The organism is Streptomyces koelreuteriae, assembly GCF_018604545.1.
Classification (GTDB): Bacteria; Actinomycetota; Actinomycetes; order Streptomycetales; family Streptomycetaceae; genus Streptomyces; species Streptomyces koelreuteriae.
The window spans coordinates 3,997,525-4,023,960 of the sequence record NZ_CP075896.1 but is presented as its reverse complement, the minus strand read 5'-3'; the positions used below and the strand labels follow the sequence as shown (position 1 = coordinate 4,023,960).

Below are 26,436 nucleotides of genomic sequence, written 5' to 3'. Positions count from 1 at the left end.
GCGGGTGTGTGGAGAACCGACGGACGGTGGGCGACGGTATACGGGTGGGCCTGCGGGCGGTCGTGTACACCGTCCTCGGCGGGGCCGCGCTGATCGCCATCGTGACGGTGGGGTCGGTGCTCGGGCCGCTGCTCGCGCTCGATCTCTACACGCCGCCGGTCGCGGCCTGGTGGACGGTGTTCACCGCGATCGCCGTGCAGGGCGTGCCCTTCCTGCTGCTCGGCACGGTCGTGTCGGCGGCGATCGGCGCGTTCGTGCCCGAGCGGGTCTTCACCCGGCTCCTGCCCCGCCGTACGGCGCTCGCCGTGCCGGTCGCGGGTGCGGCGGGGGTCGTCCTGCCCGGGTGTGAGTGCGCGTCCGTGCCGGTGGCGGGCAGCCTGATGCGGCGGGGTGTCGCCCCGGCGGCCGCCCTCGCGTTCCTGTTGTCGGCGCCCGCGATCAATCCCGTCGTGCTCGTGGCGACCTCGATCGCCTTCCCGGGGCAGCCCGAGATGGTCCTCGGCAGGCTGGTCGCCTCGCTCGCCACGGCCGTGGTGATGGGCTGGTTGTGGGCGCGGTTCGGGAAGGAGGAGTGGCTTCGGCCGCCGAAGCGCGGTGGCGGCCCCGCCTCGGGTGGCGGGGTGCGTGCCTTCGTCTCCGGGTTGCAGCACGATTTCCTGCACGCCGGTGGTTTCCTGGTGGTCGGCGCCGCTGCCGCCGCGACCTTCAACATCGTCGTGCCGAGGTCGCTGCTGGAGGTCTTCACGGGGTCGGTCTGGCTGTCCGTGCTGCTGCTCGCCGTGCTCGCGGTCGTGCTGTGCGTGTGCAGTGAGGCCGACGCCTTCGTGGCGGCCTCGCTGAGCGGCTTCTCGCCCACCGCGCGGCTGGCGTTCATGGTGGTCGGGCCGATGGTCGACCTGAAGCTGATCGCCCTCCAGACGGGCACCTTCGGCCGGGCCTTCGCGCTGCGGTTCTCCTCCGTGACCTGGCTGGTGGCCGTGGCGAGCAGCGTCCTGGTGGGGTGGTGGCTGCTGTGAGGCGCTACGGACCTGCCGTCCTGCTCGCCCTCGTCGGCGCGGCGATCCTGCGGGTGTCCCTCTTCAGCGAGCTGTACCTGCGGTATGTCCAGGCGGGGTTGCGGCCCTACCTGGTGGTGTCGGGGGTGGGGCTGGTGCTGCTGGGTGGGGTGGTGGGGGTGATGGTGCTGCGGGCCTCGGGGGAGCGTGACGGGCACGAGGAGGAGGGCGACGGGCACAGTCACGGACCCGCCGGGCCCCGTGTCGCCTGGCTGCTCGCTCTTCCCGCCCTGGCCCTGCTGCTGTTCCCGCCGCCCGCCCTCGGCTCCTACAGCGCGGAGCGCGAGGCGGCCCAGCGGTCGGCCCAGGGCGTCGGCAGCTTCCCCGCTCTGCCGTCCGGGAACCCCCTCGACCTCACCCTCGGAGAGTTCGGCTCCCGGGCGGTCTACGACAGCAGCCGCTCGCTGAAGGGACGTACGCTCCGGCTCACCGGCTTCGTCACCCGCGACGGCGACGGCACCTGGTACGTCACCCGGCTCCTCGTCTCCTGCTGCGCCGCCGACGCCACGACCGCCAAGGCCGAGGTGCGCGGCGCCGCCGCCCCGCCCGTCGACGCCTGGGTCACGGTCACCGGCACCTGGCACCCCCAGGGCCAGCCGGGCTCGGACTCCGCCTGGCCGCCGGTCCTCGACGTCACCTCCGTACGACGGGTGCCGCAGCCGGACAACCCGTACGAGAAGCGCTGAGCGGGGAGTTTCGCCCCATCTGTGACGGGTAGTCGGGGCACGATTCCGGGAGTCCGGCGGAGCACGCGGAGGTCGGCCGCCAGGCGACCGGGGTGTTGCGAGGGAGGCGGTTGTCGTGCGGTCCAGGGACGACCCCGGCGGCGAACCCGACGGTGAACCCGGCGGCGGCCCCCGCGGTGACCTGGACCCGGAGGGGATCCGGGCCGCCGATGTGATCGCCAAGGGCGTGCGGGGTGCCCGGCCCGGTGAGGTCCCCGGGCGGCTGTGCGAGGTCGCGGTCGAGCTGCTGCCGGTGGCCGGTGCGAGCGTGTCGCTGCGCAGCGACGGCATGCCCGTACAGCTCAGCGCCAGCAACGCGCGGGCCGCGCACCTGGCGCAGCTCCAGGCGACGCTGGGCGACGGCCCCTGCCAGAGCGCCGTGGAGGCCGGCGCGCCCGTGCTCGCCTGCGATCTGGCGGCGGGCCGCGACGCCGGACGCTGGCCGGTCTTCGCCCAGGAGGCGACGGCGGCCGGGGTGCGCGCGGTTTACGCGGTGCCGCTGGGCAGCGACGCGGCGTACGTCGGCACCCTCGACCTGTACCGCGACAGCCCGGGCGGACTCACCGCACGGGAGCTGCATGTGGCCCGGCTCGTGGCCGGTGTCATGACGGTGGCCCTGACGGCCCTGGCGCGCGGGGACGAGTCCGAGGCGCGGGACGGGCAGGGCTGGCTGAACGGGCTGGCCGCGGACCACGACGAGGTCTACCAGGCCGTCGGCATGATCATGGCGCAGCTCGGTGTCGGCGCGGACGACGCGCTCGCCCGGCTGCGGGCGGACGCCTTCGCACGCGGGTGCACGGCCCTGGACGTGGCCCACGATGTCCTCGCCCATCGCACGCGCTTCGAACGGGACTGACGGGACTGACGGGACTGACGGGACTGACGGGACCAGGGGCAGGGGACGACGGGCCGTGGTCAGATCTGCGCCCGGCCCTGTTTCCTGAGATCGGCCAGGCGCTGCGCCCCGAGCCGCACGGTCTGCTGCGTGACCTCCGCGTGCACCTCGTCGAGCCCGGCGTTGGTGACGGTGATGGCCTCCTCGCCGACCCGCGCGGCGGCGAGGTCCATGGTGAGGTACGTCAGCTCCCCCTCCTCCGTCTCGCCGGCCAGCGTCACCCGCAGGGCCTGGCGGGCGTTGCCCACCGGAGGCAGCGGCATCCGGGTGACCTCCACGGTCTGGACGCCGCCGCGTGTGGTCGCGGCCATGAACTGCCCGCACTTGCCCGGCAGCGACTTCATCCAGGCGAGGGCGCGGTCGACGTCCGCCGGGCGGTGGGCGGCGACCTGGTAGCGCAACTGGGCGTCGGTGTCGGCGTCGTCGAGCGCGGACACCGCGTGCGGGCCCTTCGGGGGGCCGAAGAGGTCCTCGGCGTAGAGGGCGTCGAGCAGCCGCTGGCAGTCCGGCTTCTCCGTGGTCGCCTTGAGCAGCCCGTCCCGCCAGGTCCTGGCGCCCCGGGTCGGCCCCCACGGCTCGCCGAGATCGGCCTCGGTGATCAGCGCGGCCTGGGCCTGGGCCTCGGTGAGCGCGGCCCCCGAGCCGGCGGGCAGCTCTCCGGCGGGCGACACGGCGGTGGCGGGGGCGGAGGCGTTGAACCACCGGGGCCGCGGCTCGTTGTCGAGGGAACACGAGGTCGTCGCCAGCAGTCCGGTCAAGGACAGCGCGGAGGCGAGGAGGACACGGGCGGTGGCCGGAGAGTGCGTCATCGGGGGTTGCCTCCTGCGCGGGGCTCATGGAGGCGCCTTCTGGCGGGCGGGCTCTCCTGGATCGGGTCCGCGATCGGTTCTGTGATCGTGATCGTGATCGGGTTCGTGATCGCGTCCGTGCTCATACGGCACCACCGCGACGGGCGGCACACCAGTGCGACGGGCTGTTCGGGTGAGGACAGATCGGGGCCGAGGGGCGCCGGCGCGGAAATTCCGTCGCCCCGGTGCCGATCCCCACGCCTGCGCGACGGCCACCGGCCCCCCGCCCTCCCCGCCGTCGACCTGCTGCGACGGATCGCCGAGCGGGTGGCGTCCCGGGGCACCGGCCTGTGGGACGAGTCGGATGGGTCGGGCGAGTCGGGTGAGTCGTAGGGCGGGTTCAGAACGACCAACGCGTATGGGAGTAGACCCCGTTGTCCCGGCCGAAACCGTACGCCGTGTCCGGGGACACCGCGTATACGACGTCCTCGCCGCTGCGGAACGCGGCGTCGATGCCGTGGAAGGTGCCCTCGGGGGAGGTGATGTGGGGGCCGTACTGTTCCTCGAAGGCCGTGATGACCTCCTCCAGCAGCGCCGGGTCGGTGACCGGTCGGGCCTTGCCCTCGACGACGAGGTCGAAGCCCTCGGTGAGGGAGTTGGCCCCGGTGGTCAGCGCGCAGTGGGCGTCCTGGGCGAGGTTCCTGGCCTTCTGTTCCTGACGGCCGGTGGAGAAGTAGAGCACCCCGTCGTGCCAGGCGGCGATGACGGGGGTGACGTGCAGCCTGCCGTCGGGCCGGACCGTGGACACCCAGAAGATCTCGGCGGCCCCCAGCCGCCGCTGCGCCTCGTCCCACCCGGTCGCGGTGACGCCCGAGGCGCCGGGGCGGGGGTTGAGGGCGGAGCTGTAGCGGGGGTCGAGCTCGGTGGTGGGCTGCTGCGCGGGACCTGGTGCCGGCATGGCGTCTGTCTCCCTCGTCCTCTGCTGTCGTACTCCCGGTGGTCTCCCTACGTCCTTCCCGTGTGTGCCCCGGCGTCGGTTCGCCCGTTCGAGGGGCGCGTAGGGTCGCTCGTACGGAGCCCAGACCGGGACCAGTGGAAGGAGCCCTCGCCGTGACGGACGGTCAGCCCATCCCGGTGATCATCGACTGTGACACCGGCGTCGACGACGCCCTCGCCCTGCTGTTCGCCGTACGGCACCCGGCGCTCGACGTGCGCGCGATCACCTGCGTGGCCGGGAACACCGACGTCGACGGCGTCGTCCGCAACACGCTGACCGTGCTGGAGGTGGCCGGTGCCGGGGACATCCCCGTGGCCCGGGGCGCCGAGCGGCCCCTGATCGAGCCCGTGCGGACGGCGCGGCATGTGCACGGGGAGGACGGCATGGGCGACCTGGGGCTGCCCGCGCCGACCCGGGTGCCGGTCGACGTGGACGCGGTGACGCTGCTGCGCCGCGAGATCCTCGCCTCGCCGAGGCCGGTCACGCTCATCCCCACCGCGCCCCTGACGAACATCGCGCTGCTGCTGCGGACGCACCCCGAGGTGACCCGCAACATCGAGCGGATCGTGTTCATGGGCGGCGCGGTGGCGACCGGGAACGCCACGCCGGTCGCGGAGTTCAACGTGTGGCACGACCCGGAGGCGGCCGCGGTGCTGCTCACCGCGGGGGTGCCGATCACGATGTACGGCCTGGACGTGTTCAAGCGGGTGCTGGTGCCGGCGGGGGAGGTGCAGCGGCTGCGGTCGAGCGCGGAACCGACGCTGCGGCTGGCCGGTGAGCTGCTCGCCCACCGCGACCCTGCGACCTCCGGCGATCCCACGCCGATGGGCGGGCTCGGCGACGCGGGCGCGATCTGCGCGGTCGTCGACCCGAAGGGCATCACCACCGAGGCCCTGCCGGTCGAGGTCGTCCTCGCCCCCGGGCCCGCGCGCGGCCAGACGATCGTCGACCGCCGCCCGCGCCCCGGGGAGTCCGAGATCCACGAGGGCACGCGCGAACAGCCCCTGGTGGACGTGGCGTTGGATGTGGACGTGGAGCGGTACGTCCATCTGTATCTGGAGACGTTGTAGGGCGGGAAGCGGCGGGAAGCGGCGGGAAGCGCCGGACCGATCGATTGACTTTCGATCGGTATCGATCGAGAATCGATATATGAATGGCTTCCTCATCGCCGCACTCCGGGCCGGTATCGCCTTCGCCGTCCTGGTCGGGCTCTTCGGGCAGTTCGTGGTCATACCGACGACGGCGGCCGACGAGGTCGACCGGTTCCCGCCCTACGCGCCGTTCGCCGCGCCCTACTCGGCCGTGGCGATCGTGGGGGTCGTCTGTGTGCAGGTCGCGCTCGTCGCCGTGTGGATGCTGCTGACGATGGTGCAACGGGACGCGATCTTCACGCCCCGGGCCTTCCGGTGGGTCGACGTCATCATCGGCGCCTCGGTCGTCGCGACCGCCCTGGCCCTCGGTGTCGCCGGGCATCTGACCGTCGCCGAGATCCCCTCCCCCGGTGACGGCATGGATGTCGAGAGCGCCCTGGTCGCGGCGACGGCGGGGGTCGCCGTGGGGGCGGCGTTCGCGATGCTGATGGTGGTGATGCGGAGTCTGCTGCGCAAGGCGACGAGTCTGCAGAGCGAGATGGCCGAGGTCGTCTGACGACGGACCCCGCCCTGCCGCGGTGTTGGAGGGGGTGGCGGCAGGGCGGGGAGCAGGGGGCGGCCTGGATCAGCGCTTCACGGGCGGGGCCTGGGTCAGGCGCCGGTGGCGTTGCGCTTGGCCGTGCGGCGGCGGGTGACGATCATCATGGCCGCGCCGCCCGCCAGCAGGGCCGCCGCGCCGAAGGCGATCGGGCCGGTGCTGCTGTTCGCGCCGGTCTCGGCGAGGTCGCCGCCACCGCCGTTCGGCTTCGGGGCGGTCGGCGTCGACTCGGAGGCGGACGGGGTGGGCGTGTCCGTGTCGGAGGACGGCGGGGTCGAGGGCTCCGAGGGCTCCGAGGGCTCCGAGGGTTCGGACGGGGAGGCCGGGGGCGTCGACTGCTCGGCCGGCGGCTCCGAGGGGCTGGCCGGCGGGCTGGAGGGGGGCGGGGTCTGGGACGGCGGGGGCGTCTTCGTGCAGTCCTCGGTGCCGCCGTTCCAGGCCGCGATCAGCTTGTCCTTGATGACCGGGCGGTCCGGGCCCTTGGGCAGCTCGCCGTGCTCGAAGCCGTCCTTCGCGTCCAGCTTGCCGTCGAACTTCACCGCGCCCCGGTAGAGGTCGATCTGCCCGAAGCAGCCCTTGTCCGGGATGGCGATGTCCAGCGAGTCGGTGGAGCCCGGCAGAGCCGTCACCGTGTCGAAGTCGACGAAGACCTGCTCGCCCGAGGTCCCGAAGGTCGGGCCGTGGGCGAGGTAGGAGGCGAGGGAGGCCGTGCAGGTGGCCGCGTCACCGGCGGCGCGGACCTTGATGTGGACCTTGCCGTCCTCGGTCGGCTTCAGGTTCTGGTCGTCGACCTTCACCGAGTCGTGGAAGTTCGTGCCGTCGAGCGAGAACTGGCAGCGGTCGGTGCCGGTCTCCGTCCCCGCGCCCGTCCCGGGCTGGTAGCTGCCGCCGGACGACCAGCCGTCGCCGCCGGGCGTACCGTGCGCGAAGGCGGTGGTGGCGGAGGCGGCGCAGAGGGCGAGGGCCGCGGCGCCCGTCCCCAGCAGGCGTCGCGCGGTGACACGTCTCGCTATGGACATGCGATCCCATTTCTTGGCGTAAGCCGGAACCCGGGTGACGGCAGCAGGGCAGCGCGCGGCGGCCGGCCGTACCGGGGTGGGTGGTCTGAGAAACACTGGGCTCATTGGTCACATGCGCCACAGTGCGACCTCATCGTGGCGGTGGCGCAGCACGCTGTCAACCTGCGGCTATGCAAAGGAAGTTACTCCTCCATCACACTTCCATCACAGCGGGAACGGGTCCCTCCGGCCGCCCGGGCCATTCCTTCCCGATGGTTCGTTTTTCCGGCATTCTGGACAGATTCAATGCTGTCGCCCGTATGCCCCGCGAAGGAGACCGCGTGACCGAGCGCTCCACTCTCGACCTGTCGTCCCGGGACCCCGACTGGTGGCGGCAGGCCGTCGTCTACCAGGTCTATCCCCGCAGCTTCGCCGACGCCGACGGTGACGGACTCGGTGATCTGCGTGGCATCACCCGCCGCCTCGGTCACCTCGCCGCCCTGGGCGTGGACGCCCTGTGGCTGAGCCCCTTCTACCCGTCCGAGCTCGCCGACGGCGGCTACGACGTCGCCGACCCCCGGGACGTCGACCCGCGCCTGGGCACCCTCGACGACTTCGACGCCCTGGTCGCCGAGGCCCACCGCCTCGGTCTGAAGGTCATCGTCGACATCGTGCCCAACCACTCCTCGCACCGGCACGTCTGGTTCCAGGAGGCCCTCGCCGCCGGGCCCGGCTCGGCGGCCCGCGACCGCTACGTCTTCCGCGACGGCCGCGGCGAGCACGGCGAACTCCCGCCCACCGACTGGCAGTCCGTCTTCGGCGGCAGCGCCTGGAAGCGCGTCCCCGACGGGCAGTGGTACCTGCACCTCTTCGCCCCCGAGCAGCCCGACCTCCACTGGGAGAACCAGGAGGTCCGCGCCGACTACCGCACCACCCTGCGCTTCTGGTCCGACCGCGGGGTCGACGGTTTCCGCGTCGACGTCGCCCACGCCCTGGTCAAGGACCTGAGCGAACCGCTGCGCGACCTCGGCGCGCACGCCTCGGGCGGCGAGGAGGCGCTCGCCGGTCTGCCGCCGGGCACGCACCCCCTCTACGACCGGGACGACGTGCACGAGATCTACCGCGACTGGCGCAAGATCCTCGACGCGTACCGTCCGCCGCGCATGGCCGTCGCCGAGGCCTGGGTGCCGGGGGCCCGGCGTGCGCTGTACGCCCGTCCGGACGAGCTGGGACAGGCCTTCAACTTCGAGTATCTGGAGGCCGGCTGGGACGCCGAGGAGCTGCGGCAGGTCATCACCGAGTCGCTCGGCACCGCCCGGGCCGCCGGGGCCTCGGCCACCTGGGTGCTCTCCAACCACGACGTCGTACGCCATGCCTCGCGGCTGATGCTGCCGCCCGGCACCGACCTCAACGCCTGGCTCCTGTCCGGCGGTCACGCCCCGGCCGTCGACGAGGCGGCCGGTCTGCGGCGGGCCCGGGCGGCCACGCTGCTGATGCTGGCGCTGCCCGGCTCGGCCTACCTCTACCAGGGCGAGGAACTCGGGCTGCCCGAGGTCGCCGACCTGCCCACCGAGGTGCTTCAGGACCCGATCTGGGAGCAGACGGGCCATGTCCGCAAGGGGCGGGACGGCTGCCGGGTGCCGTTGCCGTGGACGGCGGCCGGACCGTCGTACGGCTTCGGGGCGGGCGGTGCGTGGCTGCCGCAGCCGGGCCGCTTCGCCGCGTATGCCGTCTCGGTCCAGGACGGGGTGGAGGGGTCCACCCTGGAGCTGTACCGCAGGGCCCTCAGGTTGCGTCGCAAGCTCCTTGCCGGGGAGGAGCTGGCGTGGGCGGTTGATGCGCCGGAGGGGGTGCTGCGGTTCGACCGGAGTGAGGGGTGGCGGTGCGTGACGAATCTGTCCGGGGCGGCTGTGGCGCTGCCGGCGGGTGAGGTGCTGTTGAGCAGTGCGCCGCTGGAGGACGGGTGGGTCGGGCCGGACACGACGGTGTGGCTCGGACGCTGAGCGCTCCGCTGGGTGGGGCGGTGGGGTTGTGCCTTGTGTGCGGCGGTGTGGTGGCTGGGCGCGCAGTTCCCCGCGCCCCTTGGGGGTGGGGGCTGTTGTTGTTCGGGTGCGGCGGTGTTGGGGTTTGTCGCGCAGTTCCCCGCGCCCCTTGGGGGTGGGGCCCGTTGTCGATTGGGTGCCGCGCCGTTGGGGTTTGTCGCGCAGTTCCCCGCGCCCCTGGCGGGGGGCGTCTGTCCACTCGCGTGGGCTAGTAGCGCGTGCCAGGTGTGGGGATGGCCGTGAGGATCGCTGGCAGGGTTTGTTTATCTCCGTACAGGGAGTCCCGGCCGCGATGAACAGGTACAGCAGGGCAGCAGCGGTGGCGGGGGTTGTGGGGGTTGTGGGGGTGCTCTTGGGGGCGGGGGCGTCCGTGGGCGCCGAGGGGGGCGGGGTCTGGGGTGCGGCTGTCATCGCGCCCGGGCGGGAGGGGATCGTCGAGGTCGTCGCCGGGTATCCGGGGGCGGGGGCGGGGGCCACGCTGACGTTGACCGCGCCTCGCGGGGCCCGGGTGACGGGGACGCCGCTCGACGCGTCCGGTTACCGGGGCTCGGTCGCCGCCGATGGCCGTAGCGGGGCGTACACCGTCACCCGCGAGGCGGTCGGCCGTACGTTCCCCTTCGTGCTGGCGGTGCCCGCGGGCGCCGTGCCCGGCACCCGGCTGCGGGGCTGTGAGCTGCGGATCACCGACGCGCGTGGCGTGCGGCGGGCGTCCGGCCGGTGCGCCGTCACCGTGGGCCTGGCCGGGCCGACGCTGACCCGGCCGCTGTCCGGCGTGCCGCTGCACGCCCGGCCGGAGATCTCCGGCCACGCGCACCCCGGCGCCCAGGTCACCGTCCGTGACAAGGACGAGCGTGAGGCCTGCGCGACCACCGCCGCCCGCGACGGCACCTGGGCGTGCACCCCGGCCCCGGCCCTTCCGGCGGGCGCCAACCGTCTCCAGGCGGTCGCCACCCTGAACGGGGTGAGCGCGATGAGCGAGCAGATCGACATCGCGGTGACCGGTGACGGACGGGTGATGGCGGCCGGCGCGGGTCAGTAGCGCACGGCCCGGGCCACCTCGGCCCGGACGTCGCCGGAGACGTCGTGCGTGCTGCGGGCGGTGGCGGTGGCGGTGTGGTCCGGCTGCACCTGATTCACCGTGACGATGACCGTGTCGATCAGTTGCTTGTCGGCGTCGGTGAAGTTGATCTGGACGGCGAAGGACCGGGCCGCATCGTCGGTGTTGTCGACGGTGACCTCGGCCCGGGCCCGGTCGTCGGAGCCGATGGTGGGCGGGCCGACCTTCACGTCGCCCTTGACGTCGATGCCGCCCTGGATGTCGTCGAGCCGGCGTCCCGCCTCCGCCGTGGCCGACTCGACCGCCTCGGAGGCGCCCGAGGCGATCGACCCGACCGCCGACTCCGCCTTGCTGGCGGCGTCCGACGGGCTGCCGTCGCCGCCGCAGCCGGTGAGCGCGGCGGCCAGGGCGAGCGTCAGCGCCGCCCCGCCCGTCGCCGCCCAGCGCGTCCGGTGGCGGGAAGCCATGGGTGTCGTGGGCCTCATGGGTGTCATGGGCCTCGTGGACCTCTTGGGCGTCATGGGCGTCACGTGCGTCCGAGGCCGCCGCCGCCGAAGGATCCGCTGGATCCGGGCGACCAGCGGCGTGGATTCTGGTCCTTGCCCGTCCTGGTGCTCGCGTGGTGGAGGTCATGGGGCAGGATCCGGTCGCCGTCCTTCGTCGTGACCGGCATCTCGTCGGGCTCGCGCCTCTCGCGCATCTCGTGGACCGGCCCGCCGTCCGGGACGTGGGGCTGTTCCTCCAGGCCGGGGTGGTGGGTGTCCTTGTCCATCACCCGCATCCCGACCCGTACGCCCCAGATCAGCGCGCAGGCCACGATCAGCCCGCAGACGAAGGCGATGGCCACGGCGATCGCGTGATCCGACGACGCCGCCAGCAGTTCATTCGTGGCCGTGTTCATACTCCGAGTATCGCCGACGGATTGCCATAAAGCGCCCGGAATGTCCGTCGGCCGGAAACCGGGCAACCTCTGCCGCGCCGGTGACGACCTCACGGTGATACCCCGTCCCCCACACGAGGGAGATCACCATGCGCAGACATCTCGCGCGACTGATCACCGTGCTCGCCGTCCTGGCCGCCGTGTTCGCGACGCCCGGCATGGCGAACGGCAAGGCGCAGGCCGCCGACGAGTGGAACCCGCCCGCGAACCTCGTCCAGCCCCTGAACGAGGTCTGGCGGCACGTCGAGACGACCTACCCGAACCTGTACGGCTTCCGGAACTACGGCTGGGACCAGGTCATGGCCAACCGGGGCAGCGTCAACTACTGCGTCCGCTGGGAGTCCGACGCCCCGGTCAGCGTCGCCCTGCGCGACCGGATCCACGCGGCGCTGAAGAAGCAGTTCGGCAAGTGGATGACGGCCATGACCGAGAACGGCAAGGGGCACAACGCCTGGCCGTACACCAACGTCCCGGTCAACATCGTCGGCTGGGCCGTGAAGAACCGCTCCACGCTCCAGTGGACCGACAACTCCGTCGACATCTACACCAACGTCCTCGACGGCGCCGGTGCCCCGCAGTGCGCCCCGGACTGCGGGCGCTTCTTCCATCAGGACGGCAACTACTCGAAGTGTCCGGGCGGGGCCGCCCGCCACTACGACCAGTCGCTGTGGCTGACGAAGGGCTTCGGCGGCGGCGCGGGCGGCGACTGGGGGCAGCGCATGGGCCAGGAGTACTTCACCGGCGCCCTCAACCAGGAGAACATCCACATCTATCTGCACGAGGTCGGCCACACCTTCGGCCTCGACGACTTCTACGACTGGTCGCCGACCGGCCAGTGCTGCTTCCTGATGAAGGCGGGCAGCGCCACCCAGATCACCGAGTTCGACAAGTGGATGGCGCGTGACTTCTGGCGCCATCTGAAGAACCGCTACGGCCTCTGACCGGCGGCGGCGGCGGTGCGGGCGGCCCCGGCTCCCGCACCGCCCTGCGGCGTACGGTGGAGAGACCGGGGGTACGTCGCAACCACCGGTGGCTGAACGGTCTCCTGGCCACGTCCCCCTCGTTCGCAGCAGGAGCCCCGATGACCTCCGCCTCCTCGTCCCCGCCGCCGCTCCCCGTGCCGCGGGACGTCCGGCTGCGGCTCGCCGAGCCCACGCGCTTCGGCCGTACGGCACGCCGTATCGACGGGGCGTGGTGGCCGCGCTCGGACGACCTGGCGCGGGAGCTGACCGGGCTGCTGGGCGTGCTGCCGCGCGCCTGGGGGCGGATCAGCAGCGTCCTGGTCCACGGGGACACCTGGCAGGACTGCCCGGAGCGGCTGGTCGTCGCCGGGCAGCCGGTGCACGTGGGCCGCACCGACTCGCCCACCGCCCCGCACACCGTCTGCCTGCTCGCGCTCGGCCGTGGCCGCTACGACCTGCTGGTGGTGCCGCCCGCGACGGCCCGGGCGGAGGCGGACCTGCTCATGGAGCGGGCCGTCGCGCAGGGGGCGTGAGGCCGGGGTGCCGGGGTGGGTGACGCCCGGCCCCGTCGGTCAGTGGGCGAGCAGGACCAGGGTGAGGGCGATCAGCGCCGGGACCGTCTGGACGAAGAGGATCTTCCGGCTGGCGGTGGCCGCGCCGTAGACGCCCGCGACCGCCACGCACACCAGGAAGAACACCGAGACCTGGAACCCCACCGGGTCGGACGCCACCGCGCCCCACAGCAGTCCGGCCGCGAGGAAGCCGTTGTAGAGGCCCTGGTTGGCGGCCAGGGCCTTCGTCTCCGCCGCGAACTCGGCGGTGGTGCCGAAGGCGGCGCGGGCCCGTGGAGTGGTCCACAGGAACATCTCCAGCACCAGGATGTAGGCGTGGAGGGCGGCGAGAGCCAGCACCGCGAGGGTGGCGAGGGTCGTCATGCACGCATCATTCCAGGCGCCTCCGTCACCCCCGCCCCACGACCCCCCGCCGCGCCGTCCTCGTTCGGTCCTCCCCGGGAGGCGGCGGGCGGTGCCGGGTGGCAGATTTCGGGCAGTGGAAGGCCGGGCCGGGCCGTCGCGTCCCCGCGTGTGCCGCTCGGGAGCCCGGCCCGGCCTTCCCGCTCCCGGCACGGCGGTATCGCGGTGTCGCGGTGTCGCGGGGTCTACGGGGCGATGGCCTTGCGCAGCGTGTGCAGGCACAGCGTCATGGCGGAGTGCTTCGAGGCGCCGGCGGTTCGGGTGTGGGCCCAGGCCGAGTACAGCAGGGACCAGACCAGGTTGCGGACCCACTCCTCGTCCAGCTCGGTGTCGATGCTGCCGTCCGTGTGCCCGCGCCGGACCGTGTTCAGGAAGTGCTGGTCGGCGGCGGTCTCCTCGTCCCAGCCGGACCAGGTCGCCAGCTGCGGCGTCTCGAACATCAGCGTGAGGCCGTCGCCGAGTTCGAAGTACTCCTGGCAGAGCCGCTCCAGGGCCTTGGCGGCCGGGCCGTCGTCGAGCCGGGCGCGCACGGTCGCCGCCTCGACCTTCTCCAGGATGTCCCTGCCGAGGGCCGTGAGGAGGTCGGAGCGCTCGGGGAAGTAGCGGTGGACGGTCGTACGCCCAACGCCCGCCGCCGCGGCGACATCGCCGAGCGACGCGGTCGGGTCCCCGGCCAGCAGACCGATGGCGGCGTCGATGATGGCGCGCCGCGTGCGCGCCCGTGTCCCGCTCCCGGCCGCCCCGCCGCGCTCCTCAACCATGCGCATACGGTAGCGCGTCCTCCATGATGAAAATCTCTTGACCGTTATGGAACATCGATGTTCCACTCGGCATCATGACTGTTCCGGATGGCTCGTCTCCCAAGGTGTCCGTTCCGCGGCTGCGGATCCTCTGGTCGTTCGCCCGACCCCACCGGCGCTCCCTGGCCCTGGCCCTCGTCCTCGCACTGGTGGCGTCGGGCATGGGGCTGGCCACGCCGATGGTCACCAAGGGCGTGCTCGACGCGCTCGGCGCCTCGGACTCGCTGCGGGGGCCGCTGGTGGCCCTGCTGGTCCTGCTGGTGGTCGGCAGCGCCGTCATGTACTGGCAGTGGACGCTGCTCGGCGCGCTGGGCGAGCGGGTGGTGCTCCGGGCCCGTGAGTCGATGGTGCGGCGTTTCCTGCGGGCCACCGTCCCCGCCGTCACCCGGCGCGCGCCCGGGGAACTCGTCACCCGCGTCACCTCCGACACGGTCCTGCTGCACCAGGCCGCCACCGGCGCCCCGGTCGGCCTGATCAACGCCGTCGTCATGCTCCTCGGGACCCTGGTCCTCATGGGCGTCCTCGACCTGGTGCTGCTGGGCACGGTCGCGGTGGCGGTGGCGGTGGTCGCCGTCCTGTTCGGCGTCCTCATGCCGGGGATCGCGACCGCGCAGCGGCGCGCCCAGGACCACCTCGGACGGCTCGGTGGCAATCTCGAGGGCGCGCTGCGCGCGATCCGCACGGTGAAGGCCGGCCGGGCCGAGGACCGCACGGCCGAGCGCATCGTGGCCGACGCGCGCATCTCCGCCGAGCACGGCGTCCGCGCCAACCGCCGCGAGGCCCTGGCCTGGACGATCGCGCTGGCCGGCATCGAGCTGGCGATCATCCTGGTCCTGGGCGTGGGCGCCTGGCGGGTCTCCGAGGGGGACCTCGAGGTCTCCAGCCTCATCGCGTTCCTGCTCTACGCGTTCGGGCTGATGGACCCGATCAGCGAACTCAGCCAGAACGTCACCGCGCTCCAGTCGGGGATCGCGGCGGCGGAGCGGATCCGGGAGACGGACGACCTGGATTCGGAGGAGACGGGCGGGGGCGTGCTGGATGTCCCTGTCCGGGAAGGAGGCGTCCAGGACACCCCCGTACTGGAACCGGACACCCCCGTACTGGAACTGCGGGACGTCACCGCGGCCTACGGCCCCGACGCGAAACCGGCGGTGCGCGGTGTCGATCTGGTCATCCCGCGGTACGGGCACACCGCGATCGTCGGGCCCTCGGGAGCGGGCAAGACGACCCTGTTCTCGCTGGTGCTGCGCTTCCTGGAGCCGACCGGTGGCGAACTGCTCCTGGACGGCCGCCCCTACCGCGACCACAGCCATGACGCGATCCGGTCGCGGCTGGCGTACGTCGAACAGGACACCCCGGTCGTGCCCGGCACGATCCGCGAGAACCTGCTGCTGTCCCGCCCCGACGCGACGGACGCGGAACTGCGCCGGGTGCTGCGCGAGGTACGGCTGGCCGAGAAGGTAGACGCCCTGGACGAAGGGCTCGACACGCCGCTGTCCGGCGCGGCCGTCTCGGGCGGCGAGCGACAGCGCATCGCCCTGGCCAGGGCCCTGCTGCGCACGCCGGACGTGCTGCTGCTGGACGAGGCGACGGCCCAGCTCGACGGGCTGACCGAGGCGGCCGTCCAGGAGTGCGTGCGCGCCCGCGCGGCCAAGGGGGCCGTGGTCACGATCGCCCACCGGCTGTCGACCGTCATCGACGCGGACACCATCGTGGTGATGGAGGCGGGCCGGGTCCGTGCCCGGGGCAGCCACGGGGAACTGCTCGCCACGGACACGCTGTACCGGGAGCTGGTGGAGGCCCTGCGTATCGCGGCCCCCGCCGACTGTCCGGAATCAACCATTCTCGGTTGACCAACCGCCCCAGGTTTGATCAGCTGTCCCACCTGTCTTGTTCGATTCTGATCGAGCGTTTCCGGGCTCCCGGGGGGGGAGCTTGTGACCAGTGGGGGAGTTTCCTTGATGCATCACGATGCCGTCGCGCTGCGCCGCGCCAGATTCCGGCGCGGCGCGGCCGCGTTGACGCTGCTGGCGGTGTCGGGCGGGACGGGGCTGACGGGGGCTTCGGCCGCCACGGCCGACGGCGGTGCGGTGCTCGCGGGCAAGAGGTGCACGCCGACGGAGGGCTTCTCCGGATGCCGGCTGTTCGATCCGACCGGCGCCCGCGAGGAGTTCCAGGTCCCGGCCGGTGTCACGGCGCTGGACGTGCGGGCATGGGGCCAGGGCGGTGCGGGCACCTCCGTCGCGAACGGCGGAGCGGGCGGCTACACCGCGGGCACGCTCCGTGTCACGCCCGGGGAGCGGCTGTCGCTCGCGGTCGGTGTCCGGAGCTTCGGTGACGCGCTCGGCGGCGCGGGCGGCAAGCACTCCGCGGTCGGCGGCAACAGCACCGGCGTCCGCACCGGCGACGGGAAGCCGCTGCTCATCGCGGCCGGTGGCGGCGGCGGTGGGGCCGGCGACGTCAAGGCCGGCCAGGGTGGCCCCGGCGGCGGTGAGCGCGGCCAGGACGACACCCGCTCGGAGCGCGGCGGCAAGGGCGCGGCCGGTGCCAAGGGCGGCGCGGGCGGCGGCAACGGTTCCCCGGGCGCCGATACGTCCGGGGGCGGCAAGGGCGGTGCGGGCGGCTCCGGTTCGGTCGGCGAAGGCGGTGGCGGCGGCGCCGGCTACGCGGGCGGCGGCGGTGGCGGCGGTACGGACGTCGCCGGGGGCGGGATCGGCAGCGGCGCCGGCGGCAGCGGCTACGTCGACGTGAACCGCGTGAGCGACGCCCGTCTGCTCAGCGGCACCGGCACGGTGGCCCCCGCGAAGAGCGACCCCTTCTGGCTGGCCTCCGACGAGCCGGTGCGCGGCGGCATCGCCGAGGGCGGCGTCAACACCGTCCGCCCCGGTCACGGGCGGATCGTGTTCCAGTGGAGGGCGTCCGCGATCGCGGAACTGGCCCAGGTCTCCGGATCCGGCCAGACCACCCAGCCGGGCTCCGACGCCGACCCGATGGCCGTGGTGGCCCGGGACAAGGCCGGCAAGCCGGTCGAGAACGCCTCCGTGACCTTCACGATCGAGGACCCGGACAAGCTGGGAGCCCTCTTCCAGGTCAAGAACGCGGCCGACACCACGAAGCTGACCGTGCCGACCGACGCACAGGGCCGCGCCGGGACCGCACCGCTCAAGGTGGGCGGCAAGGAAGGCGAGTTCACCGTGCGCGCCGCGGCCGACGGTGTCTCGACGGTCTTCACGGTGAAGGTGAAGAAGTCCGCCTACGCCGTGTCCGTCGCGAGCGGCGACGACCAGCGGGCCGAACAGGGCGAGGCCTTCGCGGACGCCCTCCAGGCCCGCGTGGTCAAGTCGGGCGCCTCGGCACCGGCCGGTACGGAGGTGGAGTTCCGGGTCGAGGACGACAGCGAGGACGCGCCCCGCTTCGAGGACGGCGAGCAGGTCGTCCGCGTCAAGACCGACGCTTCGGGCAAGGCCGCGGCCCCGACCCTGACCGCCGGCGAGGGCACCGGCACCTACACCGTCGCCGCGTCGGTCGGTGACGCCATGACCCAGTTCGCGGTCGAGGTCGTCCCCGGCGACGGCACGGACGAGCCCGGCCCCGGCGACGGATCCGCCTCGCCCTCCCCGAGCCCCACGACCGACCCGAGCCCCTCCGCCGACCCGAGCCCCTCGCCCAGCGCGAGCGACTCCGGCACGACCGGCACCACCACCGGCGGCGGCACCTCGACGACCGGCGGCAGCCTCGCCTCCACCGGCACGGGCGGCATCGGCCTCCTCCTCGCGGCAGCCGCAGCCCTGGCCACAGCCGGCTTCGCAGCCTTCCGCCTCGCCCCGCGCCTGCGGCCCCGCTCGCGCGACTGAGCCTGACACCAGGCCGTACGGAGCCTGACACCAGGCCGTACGGAGCTTGCCGTGAGGTCGTGACGACTGCCCGCACCCGATCACCGGGTGCGGGCAGTCGCCGTTTCGGCGGTGAGAGAAGTGGCAGATGAGGGAAGGGTGCGCTTTGCGGAACCTTTGCCTGCTGGTCGGGCGTTGACCCGGTGAGCGCGCGGGAGCGGGTTCGTGAGATGACTCCGACTAATACCGAGGTGACTCAATGGCAGTGTGGGACAAGCTCAAGGACCAGGCCAAGGCTTTCCAGCAGGGGCAGAGCGGGCATGGTGCGGCCGGTGGTCATGGGGCGGCCGGGGGGCACGGCTCCGGTTCGCGGTCCGGTGGGGGCAGCAAGGCCCAGCTGGTCGGGCTGTTCAAGACGCAGCTCGGGTCGCTGAAGAACGAGCTGAAGAGCGGTGCGTACCGGGACGCGAGCATGGCGATGTGTGCCCTGGTCGCGGCGGCCGACGGGCAGGTGGATCCCTCGGAGCGGCAGCAGGTCGAGTCGATGATCCTCAGCAACGACGTGCTGCAGAACTTCCCGCCGGAGCAGCTGCGCCAGCGTTTCAACAAGCATGTCGACCAGCTGACGATGAACTTCCAGCACGGCAAGACCGAGGCGATGCAGGAGATCGCCAAGGCCGCCAAGAAGCCCACCGAGGCCCGGGCCGTGATCCAGACCGGCATGGTCATCGCCGGGGCCGACGGCCACTTCTCCCAGGCCGAGGCCACGGTCCTGCGCGAGGCCTGCGCGACGCTGGGGGTGTCGCCCGCCGAGTTCCAGCTCTGACTCCTGCCGCATGGGTGAACCGGCTCATCGGCACGGCGGCCCTCAAGCCGCCGTGCCGATGAGGAACCGTCACCACATCCGGTACGGATCGACGCGGGACCGACCGTGGTCTTGGACAGGCCGCCCCTGCCGCTGCTGTCCTCGGCGCATGGACTCCTTCTCGGACAACACCGGACATTCCGACAGCGCCTCACCCAGGCAACATGCTGGGTACGCCGGATACTCCGGGTTCAACCGGAATCGCGGGCCGCGCCGGAACGCCGTGCGGGCCGTCGCCGCCGGAGCGTTGGTGCTGGCCGTCGCCGGGGGCGGGGCGTACGCGGCCGGTCTCGGGCCCTTCGCCCGGGACACCGGGCCCGACCCCGCCGCCCGGAACCAGGCCCGCGCGTTCCTCGCCGACTGGGCCGCCGGCCGGCTGCCGAGCGCGGCCGCCCGTACGACCAGCCCCGGTGCGGCACAGCGCGTGCTGGACAGCTTCACCGCCGGGCTGGAGATCACGGAGCCCGCGCTGAAGGCCAAGGCGGCGACCGAGGCGGAGGACGGCACGGTGACCGTCCCCTTCACCGCCCGGATGCCCGTCACCGGCCTGGGCACCTGGACCTACGAGTCGAAGCTGCCGCTGCGGCGGCAGAGCGGCGGCACCTGGAAGGTGGACTGGGCGCTGTCCGTCGTCCACCCGCGCCTGAGCGGCACCGACAAATTCCGCCTCGAACGGGAGGAGACCAAGCCCCCCGAGGTCGTCGACCGCCAGGGAACCGCCCTGTCCGGCGACGAACTCCCCTCCCTCGCTCCCCTCATGACCCGGCTCGGCCCGAGCGGCGCGGAGACCGGCGCGCGCGGCGCGATCCACCTGGTCGACCGGGCCACCGGGGACATCGAGCGCACGGAGGCCGTGTTCGGCGCGCGCACGGTCCGGGACAAGGGCCCCGTCCGCACGACCCTGCACGCCGGCTGGCAGTCCGCCGCCGAGCAGGCCCTCGCCACCCACGCCGAGGGCAGGAACGCCGCGCTCGTCGCCCTGCGCATCGACGACGGCGAGATCCTGGCCGTGGCGAACTCCCCGGCCGACGGCTTCAACCGCGCCCTCTCCGGCACCTACGCGCCCGGCTCCACCTGGAAGATCGTCACCAGCAGCGCCCTGCTGCTCAAGCACGCCGTCAAGCCGGACGACGTGGTCGACTGCCCCCAGTACGTCATGGTGGGGAAACGCTTCCAGAACGTGGAGCTCTCCCGGCACCCGGGCGCCACCTTCCGCAAGGATTTCACCGAGTCCTGCAACACCGCCTTCATCAGCCTGCGCGACCGCCTCTACGACGGGGAACTCGGGGATGTCGCCCGTAAGTACTTCGGCGTGGGCCAGGAATGGCACGTCGGGGCACCCACGTACGACGGCTCGGTGCCGGCGCCCAAGGACGAGACGGAGAAGGCCGCCTCGATGATCGGGCAGGGCCGGGTGCAGGCCAATCCGCTGCTCATGGCGTCCGTGATCGCGACGGCCGTGTCCGGCACCTTCCACCAGCCCTCGCTCACCGGCGGCAACGAGAACGGGACGACCACGACCCCGCTCCCGCGGGACGTCGTCACGGAGCTGCGCGCGATGCTGCGGGCCACCGTCACCGGCGGCACCGCGAAGGTCCTCTCCGATCTGCCCGGCGAGATCGGCGCCAAGACCGGCACCGCCGAGGTCTCCGACGCGCAGGACAACAACGGCTGGCTCGTCGCCCACCGCGGCAATGTCGCCGTGGCCTGCGTCGTGGAGGAGGGCGGCACCGGCGGCGGCTCCGCCGGGCCGATCGTCCACAGCCTGCTGGCCGCCGCTTCCGACGACCCAGAGTGAAGGAGCCCGAGTGAAGGAGCACCGAGTGAAGGAGCCCGAGTGAAGGAGCCCGAGTGAAGGAGTCCCGGGGGGAGGTCGCGCCCCGAAGGTCCGTCGCCGGACCCTCTTCGCCGTCGTCCCGGCGCGCCCTCCTGGCCGCCGTCGCCCTGCTCCCCCTCGCCGGCTGCGGCACGGACGACGACCGGAACACCGATACCGGCCGGGCGGGCAGCAGCCCCACGACCGGCCCGCCCGCCCCCGCGCCTCCCGTCCGTCGCGCCCGTCTGGCGGACCTGGAGCGCGAGTACGGCGCCCGCGTCGGTGTCTACGCCCTCGCCACCGGCACCGGCGCCACCGTGATCCACCGTGCCGACGAGCGCTTCGCCTTCTGCTCGACCTTCAAGGCACTGGCCGCCGCGGCGGTCCTGCACCACCGCTCCCTGAAGGGCCTGGACCGGCGCGTCACCTACACCCGGGCCGACCTCGAGTCCACGTCGCCGATCACCGGGAAGCACGTCGCGACCGGCATGACCCTCCGCCAACTCTGCGACGCCGCCGTCCGGTACAGCGACGGCACGGCAGGGAACCTGCTGCTGCGCGACCTCGGCGGCCCGGCGCGGCTCACCGCCTATCTGCGCGGACTCGGCGACAAGGTCAGCCGCATGGACCACTACGAGCCCGAACTGCACGACGTACGACCCGACGACCCCAGCGACACCACCACCCCCCGGGCGATCGCCACCGACTTCCGCGCACTGCTCCTCGGCACCGCCCTGCCCGCCGGTGAACGCGCCCTGCTCACGCGCTGGCTCTCGCGCAACGCCACCGAGGTCGGCGCCCGGCGGATCCGGGCCGGGCTCCCCGAGGGCTGGGAGGTGGCCGACAAGACCGGCACGGGCAACTACGGCAGGGCCAACGACATCGCCCTCGTCCGCCCGCCCCGCACCGAGCCCCTCGTCCTGGCCGTCATGACCGACCGGCCCGGCTACGAGGCGGAACCCTCGGACGCCCTGATCGCCGAGGCGACCCGGAGGACCGTCGCCGCCCTGAAAGGGTGACGGGCTATAACGGGGCCATGATCTATCACGCCGTACCGGACACCGTCTGGAACACCGCCCCCGGCCCGACGTACGCGCCCGACTCCCTCGCCGAGGAGGGCTTCGTGCACTGCTCCCCGGACGAGCCGACCACGCTGGCCGTCGTCAACGCCTTCTACCGGGACGCGCCCAGGCCCCTGCTGGTGCTCGCCCTGGACGAGGCGCGCCTCACCGCGCGGGTGGAGTTCGAGGCGGCGGCCCCGGCCCCGCCGCCCGGGGTCGCCGAAGACGTCCTGTTCCCCCATGTGTTCGGCCCTCTCGACCGGGACGCCGTCGACCACGTCCTCGAGGTGCGGTGGGACGAGGAGGGCCGGGCGGCGGGGCTGAGCCGGCGGGACTGAGCACGACGGAAAGGCAGGGGTGGCCCGGCGATCGAGTACGACAGTATGGCCGGGTGATCGAAAAGGAATCCCCCGTCCCCGCTCCTCTCCCCGACCCGGCCTCCGCCCTGCGCCCGGTCCGGGGCGCGGCCCGCCTCGCCGTCGTCGCTCTCGCCCTCGCCGGAGTCGCCTGGGCGGTCCGGGCGGTCTGGCACGTCCGGCTCGCCATGGCGGGCGAGCCCGCGTCCGGCCCGCCGGACCAGGGCAACGGCGTCCACCGGCCCCTGAACGCCCTGGAGAACTCCTACCACTTGGTCGACTCCGCGGGCGGAGCCGTCACGGTCGTCTGCGCGATCGTGTTCCTGCTCTGGCTGGACCGCGTACGGGACAACGCCCGCGCTCTCTCGGGCCAGGACGCCCGGTACCAGTACCTGTGGCTCTTCCTGGGCTGGATCGTGCCGATCGCGAACCTGTGGATACCCCGGGGCATGGTCGCGGACGTCCACGGGTCGGTCTTCCCCGAACGGCGGCTGCCCGCCGTCGTGAACTGGTGGTGGGGCCTGTGGCTGGCCGGCCTGGCCGGTGGAGTCGGCCTGATCTACGCCGACTCCACCGACGAGGTCATCGCCCGCGCCTACCAGGGCGTCTGGCCCCTGCTCGCCGCCGACCTGGTCATCGTCGCCGCGGCCGCGACCGCCGCCCTCATGGTCCACACCCTCACCACCACGCAGCAGGAACGCATCGACGAGGTCGCACGGACCGACTCCTAGCCCCCGGTGACCGGATCGGCCGTGGCGCAACTGCCGCCGTCGCGCGGGACCTTCAGGGACACGAGGTAGCCGTCCATCGCGTCGCGGGTGCAGTCGCTCCGGTCGTAGACGCGGTGTCCCGCGCCCTCGTACGTCAGCAGGACGGCCCTGCCGCGGGTCTGCCGGTGCGCTTCGGCCGCCCAGGAGTGGGGGTTGGCCGGGTCGTGCCGGGAGTGCATCATCAGCAGCTTCGGGGCCTTGGTGATGCGCAGACGGTGCTGCGGGTTGTTCACCCGCTCCGGCCAGCCGACGCACCCGGCCAGCGCGGCGTGCACGCGGGGCGAGCCGCGCATGTGCGGTGCCGCCTGCCGCTCGGCCGCCGTCAGGCGCGCGAACTCCCGCTGATCGCGCGGGCGGAACCGCAGCCCCCTACTGACCCACCAGCCCGTTCGACGGCAGGTCCCGCGCCGGGGTCGGTGTGGCCGACGGGGTGCGGGACCCGGACGTCGGGCGGGTGGTGCGGGGGCTGTCCGTGCGCGGGCCGGTCGAGTCGGGGGTCGGTGCGTCGGTCGCGGAGGTCGGCCCGGAAGACGGCACGGAGGACGGTGCGGAAGTCCGCGCGGAGGGCGGTACGTCGGTCGGGGCGGGCGACGGCGCCGAGGACGACGCGGAGGGGGAGGGCGACGACGGCAGGGTGGGATCGGGTGTCGTCGCGGGCGGCGGGGCCATCGGGATCGTCGGGGAGGCGGGGCGGTCCGGCGCGGCGAGACGCAGGGGGAGCGCGATGAGGGCGGCCACGGCACAGCACACACCGGCTCCGGCCGCAGTGCGCAGGAGGCGCCGGCGGCTCGCCCTGCGGCGGACGGCGTCGTACTGGCCGGGGGGTGCGCTCAGGTAGTCGGGGGAGGAGGGGCGCAGGATCACGGCGAGCGGGTCGTCGGGGCCGAACCCCGCCTCGTCCGGCTCACCCGGGTCGCCCGGGACGTCGTCAAGGCGTGTGGTCAAGGCTTCTCCTCAGGTGGACGCGGAGCAGTTCCCGGGCCGCGTGCAGGTCGGCCTTGACGGTTCCTTCCTTGCGTCCGGTCAGTGCGGACACCTCCCGGATCGGCATGTCAGCGTAGTAGTGGAGGAGGATCGGCACGCGGAGTCGTTCCGGGAGCGACTGGACGAGCAGCCGCACGGACGGGTCGGCCTGCTCGGGGTGGGGCCGTACGGCGGCCTCCGAGGTGACGCGGTGCATGGCCCGGCGCTCGCGCTCCAGTTTGCGCCAGTGGTCGCGGACGAGGTTGGCCGCGGTGACGTAGAGGAAGCCGCGGGGCTCCTCCACGGACGTCCAGCGGGCCCAGAGCCGGGTGAACGCCTCCGAGGCGATCTCGTGGGCCGTCCCGTCGTCGTCGACGAGCCGGCGGCACCAGCCGGCGAGGCGCGGGTAGAGGGCGGCGAACAGTTCGGACGCGGCCTTCTCGCGGGACCGTTTCAACGCTCTCCAGGGGTCGGGGACTCGGCGCCGCTCAGCGCCGCGAAGACGATCACGTTGTCCGCGTATCCGTCGCCGGTACGCGCTCCGCCGCACGTGATCAGCCGCAGCTCCGGGCGGTCCACGTCCCCGTAGACGTCGTCCGCGGGGAAGTCGGTTTTCGGGGTGGTCCGTACGGCCGTGACGGCGAACTCCGCCGCCGTGCCGTTTTCCAGGCGCGTCACGATCCGCTCGCCCCGGCGCAGCCGGTCGAGCCGGCGGAAGACGCCGTCGCCGTACTTCCCGACCGTGACGTGTCCGAGGATCACCGAGGGGCCGGTCTGTCCCGGCGTCGGTGAGTGCCGGTACCAGCCCGCCCGGTCGTCCGCCGTGATCGGCGGCACCTCCGCCGTGCCGTCGGGCGCCAGGCCCAGCCGGATGACCGGGGTGTCGACGCCGATGGCCGGGACGAGCAGCCGGACCGGGGCGGAACGGGCCAGGGGACGCGCCCCCTCGGCCGGCACCGCCCGGGGCCTGGGACGTCGTCCCGTGGTGGTCCCGTGGCTCCCGCACGCCGTCAGCAGGGCCGCCGGCAGCGACGCCAGTGCCGCGGTCGTGAACGCGCGCCTGGAGAACGCGGTCATGCCCCGGTCGCCCGGCGGCGCCGTACGACGAAGACCGCCGTGCCGCCCAGCGCGAACGCCGCGGCGGCGCCCGCGCCGATCGCCGTGCCGTCGCTCCCGGAGGACGAGGACGCCGGCGTCACACCGGTGTCGGGCGCGCCGCCCGGCCGGATGGAGACCTGGCCGTCGGCCGGCGCCCGGGTCGGTTCGGGCTTCGGGGCCGGGCGGGTGCTGTCCTTCGCGGCCGGTGCCCGGGTCGGTTCGGCACTGGCCTGCGGCGGGGTGGACGAGGGGACGGGGCTCGGGGTCTTGCCCCCGTCGGCGAACGCGGGCACGGTGCCCAGCAGGACGGCGGTGCCCGCGAGGGCCAGGGCGCTCAGGACGGTTCGGCGCATGGAATCGCTCTCCTTCGTCGGTCCCGCCGATGGTCGGCCGGCGGGGTGGGTGACGGGTCGTGCGGAGAGACGAGGCGGCGGGGCGGCGGGTTGTAAAGAGATGGCAAAGTCCGATGGGGTGCGGGGCCCGCTGGGCAACACCCCCACCACCGGGTGCCATGACACGGCACCGTGAAGGGATGGCCCGTTGACCTCCTCACCCCTCCTCCCCACCGTCCCCCGCACCGCCGACGTCGTGATCATCGGCGGTGGTGTGATGGGCACGAGCATCGCTTTCCACCTGGCCGAGGCCGGGGTGCGGAACATCGTCGTCGTGGAACGCGGAGAGCTGGGCTGCGGCAGCTCCGGCAAACCGATCGGCGGTGTACGGGCGCACTTCTCCGACCCGCTCAACATCGAACTGGGCGACCGGAGTCTGCGCGCCTTCCGGGACTTCCCGGACCGCCCCGGCGCCGACATCCGCCTCGACACCGTCGGCTACCTCTTCCTGCTCACCACCGAGCGCCAGGTCGCCGACTTCGAGGCCGCCGTCCGGCTGCAGAACTCCCTGGGCGTCCCCAGCCGTATGACCGACCCGGCCGAAGCCCGCCGCCTCTGCCCCTACGTCAGCACCGAAGGGCTGCTGGCCGCCGCCCACTCGCCCGCCGACGGCCACGCCCGGCCCGCCCTGGTCGTCCAGGGCTACGCGCGTGCGGCCACCCGGGCCGGGGCGGTCCTCGCGACCCGCACCAGCGTCACCGGCCTCGACACCCGAGGCGATCGGGTCACGGCCGTCCACACCGACCGCGGCCGGATCGACTGCGCCACGGTCGTCTGCGCCGCCGGTGCCTGGTCGGCCCGGATCGGCGACCTGGCCGGAGTCCCCCTCCCCGTCCGGCCGGTCCGCCGCCAACTGGCCTTCACCGTCCCGCTCACACCCCCCGCCCCGCGCATCCCCTTCACCATCGACTTCTCCTCCTCGGCCTACTTCCACAACAGCGACGACGGCCTCCTGTTCGGCCTGGCCGACCCCGCCGAGCCGGACGGCTTCGACACCACCTGGACCCCCGAGTGGCTCGGACTCTTCCGCGACGTCGTACGCCATCGCGCCCCCGACCTCGCCGCCCTGGAGACGGCGGGCGGCTGGGCCGGGCTCTACGAGGTGACACCTGACCACAACGCGCTCATCGGCCGCTCAGATGAGATCGTCAACTTCCTCTACGCCACCGGCTTCTCCGGCCACGGCTTCCTCCAGGCCCCGGCGGTGGGGGAGATCGTCCGCGACCTGTACCTGGACCGGCCACCCTGCGTCGACGTAGGTCCCCTCACCGCCGACCGCTTCCGGGCGGGGGCGGAGATCCGGCCCGAGTCGCACATCGTCTGAGCCGCCGAATATTCGGGTGCGCGAGGACGAGGGGGG

At 73.4% G+C, this 26,436-nt stretch carries 29 protein-coding genes; 17 read left to right on the top strand and 12 right to left on the bottom strand.

The window, feature by feature from the left end; all coding sequences use genetic code 11:
* The first annotated feature begins 26 nt into the window (after nt 1-26).
* From KJK29_RS18055 to KJK29_RS39175, 3 genes are all read left to right on the top strand, one after another.
* The gene (locus KJK29_RS18055) at nt 27-1,016 is read left to right on the top strand and encodes a permease (protein WP_251057854.1); all 990 of its coding nucleotides are present in this window, start codon (nt 27-29) and stop codon (nt 1,014-1,016) included.
* Entirely contained in the window at nt 1,013-1,741 is a 729-nt protein-coding gene (locus KJK29_RS18050) for a TIGR03943 family putative permease subunit (protein ID WP_215124336.1), read from the top strand. Before KJK29_RS18055 ends, KJK29_RS18050 begins: the two co-directional genes overlap by 4 nt.
* A 115-nt stretch (nt 1,742-1,856) precedes the next feature.
* A complete protein-coding gene (locus KJK29_RS39175; protein ID WP_215120188.1) occupies nt 1,857-2,636 on the top strand; it encodes a GAF and ANTAR domain-containing protein in 780 nt (259 codons plus the stop codon).
* A 59-nt stretch (nt 2,637-2,695) separates the two neighbouring features.
* Here KJK29_RS39175 and KJK29_RS18040 read toward each other — a convergent pair whose 3' ends face one another.
* The gene (locus tag KJK29_RS18040) at nt 2,696-3,484 is read right to left on the bottom strand and encodes a hypothetical protein (protein WP_215120187.1); all 789 of its coding nucleotides are present in this window, start codon (nt 3,482-3,484) and stop codon (nt 2,696-2,698) included.
* A 379-nt stretch (nt 3,485-3,863) separates the two neighbouring features.
* Complete coding sequence (locus KJK29_RS18035) at nt 3,864-4,421, bottom strand: pyridoxamine 5'-phosphate oxidase family protein (protein ID WP_215120186.1); 558 nt, start codon at nt 4,419-4,421, stop codon at nt 3,864-3,866.
* 152 nt (nt 4,422-4,573) lie between these two features.
* Between KJK29_RS18035 and KJK29_RS18030 the strand changes: the two genes are divergently transcribed.
* Together KJK29_RS18030 and KJK29_RS18025 are read left to right on the top strand one after the other, a co-directional pair.
* The gene (locus KJK29_RS18030; RefSeq protein ID WP_215120185.1) at nt 4,574-5,530 is read left to right on the top strand and encodes a nucleoside hydrolase; all 957 of its coding nucleotides are present in this window, start codon (nt 4,574-4,576) and stop codon (nt 5,528-5,530) included.
* A 79-nt stretch (nt 5,531-5,609) separates the two neighbouring features.
* On the top strand, nt 5,610-6,107 hold the full coding sequence (locus tag KJK29_RS18025; protein WP_215120184.1) for a DUF2975 domain-containing protein: 498 nt from the start codon (nt 5,610-5,612) through the stop codon (nt 6,105-6,107).
* 95 nt (nt 6,108-6,202) lie between these two features.
* Here the strand turns inward: KJK29_RS18025 and KJK29_RS18020 are convergent, their stop codons facing one another.
* Nucleotides 6,203-7,168 carry an LAETG motif-containing sortase-dependent surface protein gene (locus KJK29_RS18020; protein WP_215120183.1) on the bottom strand — a complete coding sequence of 322 codons (966 nt, stop codon included), beginning with the start codon at nt 7,166-7,168 and terminating at the stop codon, nt 6,203-6,205.
* Between the two features lie 320 nt (nt 7,169-7,488).
* On the opposite strand from KJK29_RS18020, the gene KJK29_RS18015 reads away from it, so the two are divergent.
* Together KJK29_RS18015 and KJK29_RS18010 are read left to right on the top strand one after the other, a co-directional pair.
* Nucleotides 7,489-9,150 carry a glycoside hydrolase family 13 protein gene (locus tag KJK29_RS18015; RefSeq protein ID WP_251057853.1) on the top strand — a complete coding sequence of 554 codons (1,662 nt, stop codon included), beginning with the start codon at nt 7,489-7,491 and terminating at the stop codon, nt 9,148-9,150.
* Between the two features lie 331 nt (nt 9,151-9,481).
* Nucleotides 9,482-10,228, top strand: coding sequence for an Ig-like domain-containing protein (locus KJK29_RS18010; RefSeq protein WP_215120181.1), 747 nt, complete (start codon nt 9,482-9,484; stop codon nt 10,226-10,228).
* On the opposite strand, the gene KJK29_RS18005 is transcribed toward KJK29_RS18010, so the two are convergent.
* Both KJK29_RS18005 and KJK29_RS18000 read right to left on the bottom strand, forming a co-directional pair.
* On the bottom strand, nt 10,222-10,713 hold the full coding sequence (locus tag KJK29_RS18005) for a hypothetical protein (RefSeq protein ID WP_251057852.1): 492 nt from the start codon (nt 10,711-10,713) through the stop codon (nt 10,222-10,224). The two genes, KJK29_RS18010 and KJK29_RS18005, sit on opposite strands and share 7 nt — an antisense overlap.
* A 59-nt stretch (nt 10,714-10,772) precedes the next feature.
* Nucleotides 10,773-11,147 carry a DUF6479 family protein gene (locus tag KJK29_RS18000; protein ID WP_215120180.1) on the bottom strand — a complete coding sequence of 125 codons (375 nt, stop codon included), beginning with the start codon at nt 11,145-11,147 and terminating at the stop codon, nt 10,773-10,775.
* Nucleotides 11,148-11,275: 128 nt separating this feature from the next.
* Between KJK29_RS18000 and KJK29_RS17995 the strand changes: the two genes are divergently transcribed.
* Nucleotides 11,276-12,127, top strand: a complete 852-nt coding sequence (locus tag KJK29_RS17995) for a hypothetical protein (RefSeq protein WP_215120179.1) — start codon at nt 11,276-11,278, stop codon at nt 12,125-12,127.
* A 140-nt stretch (nt 12,128-12,267) separates the two neighbouring features.
* Nucleotides 12,268-12,681, top strand: a complete 414-nt coding sequence (locus KJK29_RS17990; RefSeq protein ID WP_215120178.1) for a DUF5994 family protein — start codon at nt 12,268-12,270, stop codon at nt 12,679-12,681.
* Nucleotides 12,682-12,720: 39 nt separating this feature from the next.
* Here KJK29_RS17990 and KJK29_RS17985 read toward each other — a convergent pair whose 3' ends face one another.
* The gene (locus KJK29_RS17985) at nt 12,721-13,083 is read right to left on the bottom strand and encodes a DUF1304 domain-containing protein (protein ID WP_215120177.1); all 363 of its coding nucleotides are present in this window, start codon (nt 13,081-13,083) and stop codon (nt 12,721-12,723) included.
* Between the two features lie 224 nt (nt 13,084-13,307).
* Nucleotides 13,308-13,883 carry a TetR/AcrR family transcriptional regulator gene (locus KJK29_RS17980; protein WP_215120176.1) on the bottom strand — a complete coding sequence of 192 codons (576 nt, stop codon included), beginning with the start codon at nt 13,881-13,883 and terminating at the stop codon, nt 13,308-13,310.
* A 74-nt stretch (nt 13,884-13,957) separates the two neighbouring features.
* Here KJK29_RS17980 and KJK29_RS17975 point away from each other — a divergent pair, with 74 nt between their 5' ends.
* From KJK29_RS17975 to KJK29_RS17945, 7 genes are all read left to right on the top strand, one after another.
* Complete coding sequence (locus KJK29_RS17975) at nt 13,958-15,775, top strand: ABC transporter ATP-binding protein (protein WP_251057851.1); 1,818 nt, start codon at nt 13,958-13,960, stop codon at nt 15,773-15,775.
* A 108-nt stretch (nt 15,776-15,883) separates the two neighbouring features.
* The gene (locus tag KJK29_RS17970; RefSeq protein WP_215120175.1) at nt 15,884-17,776 is read left to right on the top strand and encodes a glycine-rich protein; all 1,893 of its coding nucleotides are present in this window, start codon (nt 15,884-15,886) and stop codon (nt 17,774-17,776) included.
* Nucleotides 17,777-18,014: 238 nt separating this feature from the next.
* Nucleotides 18,015-18,581: a tellurite resistance TerB family protein gene (locus tag KJK29_RS17965; RefSeq protein WP_215120174.1), complete on the top strand. Its 567-nt coding sequence runs from the start codon at nt 18,015-18,017 to the stop codon at nt 18,579-18,581.
* A gap of 148 nt (nt 18,582-18,729) precedes the next feature.
* Nucleotides 18,730-20,418: a penicillin-binding transpeptidase domain-containing protein gene (locus tag KJK29_RS17960; protein WP_215120173.1), complete on the top strand. Its 1,689-nt coding sequence runs from the start codon at nt 18,730-18,732 to the stop codon at nt 20,416-20,418.
* Between the two features lie 131 nt (nt 20,419-20,549).
* Nucleotides 20,550-21,455, top strand: coding sequence for a class A beta-lactamase (gene bla, locus KJK29_RS17955; RefSeq protein WP_370869204.1), 906 nt, complete (start codon nt 20,550-20,552; stop codon nt 21,453-21,455).
* 17 nt (nt 21,456-21,472) lie between these two features.
* Complete coding sequence (locus KJK29_RS17950) at nt 21,473-21,835, top strand: DUF952 domain-containing protein (RefSeq protein ID WP_215120171.1); 363 nt, start codon at nt 21,473-21,475, stop codon at nt 21,833-21,835.
* 53 nt (nt 21,836-21,888) lie between these two features.
* Nucleotides 21,889-22,584, top strand: a complete 696-nt coding sequence (locus KJK29_RS17945) for a DUF4328 domain-containing protein (RefSeq protein ID WP_215120170.1) — start codon at nt 21,889-21,891, stop codon at nt 22,582-22,584.
* Here the strand turns inward: KJK29_RS17945 and KJK29_RS17940 are convergent.
* The 5 genes from KJK29_RS17940 to KJK29_RS17920 all read right to left on the bottom strand — a co-directional run bounded on the left by KJK29_RS17940 (nt 22,581) and on the right by KJK29_RS17920 (nt 25,037).
* Complete coding sequence (locus KJK29_RS17940) at nt 22,581-22,916, bottom strand: alpha/beta hydrolase (RefSeq protein WP_215120169.1); 336 nt, start codon at nt 22,914-22,916, stop codon at nt 22,581-22,583. The two genes, KJK29_RS17945 and KJK29_RS17940, sit on opposite strands and share 4 nt — an antisense overlap.
* A 76-nt stretch (nt 22,917-22,992) precedes the next feature.
* Nucleotides 22,993-23,568 (bottom strand): hypothetical protein, encoded by a 576-nt coding sequence (locus KJK29_RS17935; protein ID WP_251057849.1) that lies wholly within the window; start codon nt 23,566-23,568, stop codon nt 22,993-22,995.
* Entirely contained in the window at nt 23,552-24,043 is a 492-nt protein-coding gene (locus KJK29_RS17930; RefSeq protein ID WP_031113208.1) for an RNA polymerase sigma factor, read from the bottom strand. Before KJK29_RS17930 ends, KJK29_RS17935 begins: the two co-directional genes overlap by 17 nt.
* Nucleotides 24,040-24,663, bottom strand: coding sequence for a class F sortase (locus KJK29_RS17925; protein ID WP_215120168.1), 624 nt, complete (start codon nt 24,661-24,663; stop codon nt 24,040-24,042). The genes KJK29_RS17930 and KJK29_RS17925 overlap by 4 nt, the downstream gene beginning before the upstream one ends.
* The gene (locus KJK29_RS17920; RefSeq protein WP_215120167.1) at nt 24,660-25,037 is read right to left on the bottom strand and encodes a Tat pathway signal sequence domain protein; all 378 of its coding nucleotides are present in this window, start codon (nt 25,035-25,037) and stop codon (nt 24,660-24,662) included. Before KJK29_RS17920 ends, KJK29_RS17925 begins: the two co-directional genes overlap by 4 nt.
* Nucleotides 25,038-25,224: 187 nt before the next feature.
* On the opposite strand from KJK29_RS17920, the gene KJK29_RS17915 reads away from it, so the two are divergent.
* Nucleotides 25,225-26,400 (top strand): NAD(P)/FAD-dependent oxidoreductase, encoded by a 1,176-nt coding sequence (locus KJK29_RS17915; protein WP_215120166.1) that lies wholly within the window; start codon nt 25,225-25,227, stop codon nt 26,398-26,400.
* The last annotated feature ends 36 nt before the right edge of the window (nt 26,401-26,436 follow it).

Bases quoted from the DNA above. Each gene is read 5' to 3' on its own strand.
- KJK29_RS18040 (WP_215120187.1), bottom strand. From the start codon at position 3,484: ATGACGCACTCTCCGGCCACCGCCCGTGTCCTCCTCGCCTCCGCGCTG.
- KJK29_RS18035 (WP_215120186.1), bottom strand. From the start codon at position 4,421: ATGCCGGCACCAGGTCCCGCGCAGCAGCCCACCACCGAGCTCGACCCC.
- KJK29_RS18025 (WP_215120184.1), top strand. From the start codon at position 5,610: ATGAATGGCTTCCTCATCGCCGCACTCCGGGCCGGTATCGCCTTCGCC.
- KJK29_RS18020 (WP_215120183.1), bottom strand. From the start codon at position 7,168: ATGTCCATAGCGAGACGTGTCACCGCGCGACGCCTGCTGGGGACGGGC.
- KJK29_RS18010 (WP_215120181.1), top strand. From the start codon at position 9,482: ATGAACAGGTACAGCAGGGCAGCAGCGGTGGCGGGGGTTGTGGGGGTT.
- KJK29_RS18005 (WP_251057852.1), bottom strand. From the start codon at position 10,713: ATGGCTTCCCGCCACCGGACGCGCTGGGCGGCGACGGGCGGGGCGGCG.
- KJK29_RS18000 (WP_215120180.1), bottom strand. From the start codon at position 11,147: ATGAACACGGCCACGAATGAACTGCTGGCGGCGTCGTCGGATCACGCG.
- KJK29_RS17995 (WP_215120179.1), top strand. From the start codon at position 11,276: ATGCGCAGACATCTCGCGCGACTGATCACCGTGCTCGCCGTCCTGGCC.
- KJK29_RS17990 (WP_215120178.1), top strand. From the start codon at position 12,268: ATGACCTCCGCCTCCTCGTCCCCGCCGCCGCTCCCCGTGCCGCGGGAC.
- KJK29_RS17985 (WP_215120177.1), bottom strand. From the start codon at position 13,083: ATGACGACCCTCGCCACCCTCGCGGTGCTGGCTCTCGCCGCCCTCCAC.
- KJK29_RS17980 (WP_215120176.1), bottom strand. From the start codon at position 13,883: ATGGTTGAGGAGCGCGGCGGGGCGGCCGGGAGCGGGACACGGGCGCGC.
- KJK29_RS17975 (WP_251057851.1), top strand. From the start codon at position 13,958: ATGACTGTTCCGGATGGCTCGTCTCCCAAGGTGTCCGTTCCGCGGCTG.
- KJK29_RS17970 (WP_215120175.1), top strand. From the start codon at position 15,884: ATGCATCACGATGCCGTCGCGCTGCGCCGCGCCAGATTCCGGCGCGGC.
- KJK29_RS17965 (WP_215120174.1), top strand. From the start codon at position 18,015: ATGGCAGTGTGGGACAAGCTCAAGGACCAGGCCAAGGCTTTCCAGCAG.
- KJK29_RS17960 (WP_215120173.1), top strand. From the start codon at position 18,730: ATGGACTCCTTCTCGGACAACACCGGACATTCCGACAGCGCCTCACCC.
- KJK29_RS17950 (WP_215120171.1), top strand. From the start codon at position 21,473: ATGATCTATCACGCCGTACCGGACACCGTCTGGAACACCGCCCCCGGC.
- KJK29_RS17940 (WP_215120169.1), bottom strand. From the start codon at position 22,916: ATGCGCGGCTCGCCCCGCGTGCACGCCGCGCTGGCCGGGTGCGTCGGC.
- KJK29_RS17925 (WP_215120168.1), bottom strand. From the start codon at position 24,663: ATGACCGCGTTCTCCAGGCGCGCGTTCACGACCGCGGCACTGGCGTCG.
- KJK29_RS17920 (WP_215120167.1), bottom strand. From the start codon at position 25,037: ATGCGCCGAACCGTCCTGAGCGCCCTGGCCCTCGCGGGCACCGCCGTC.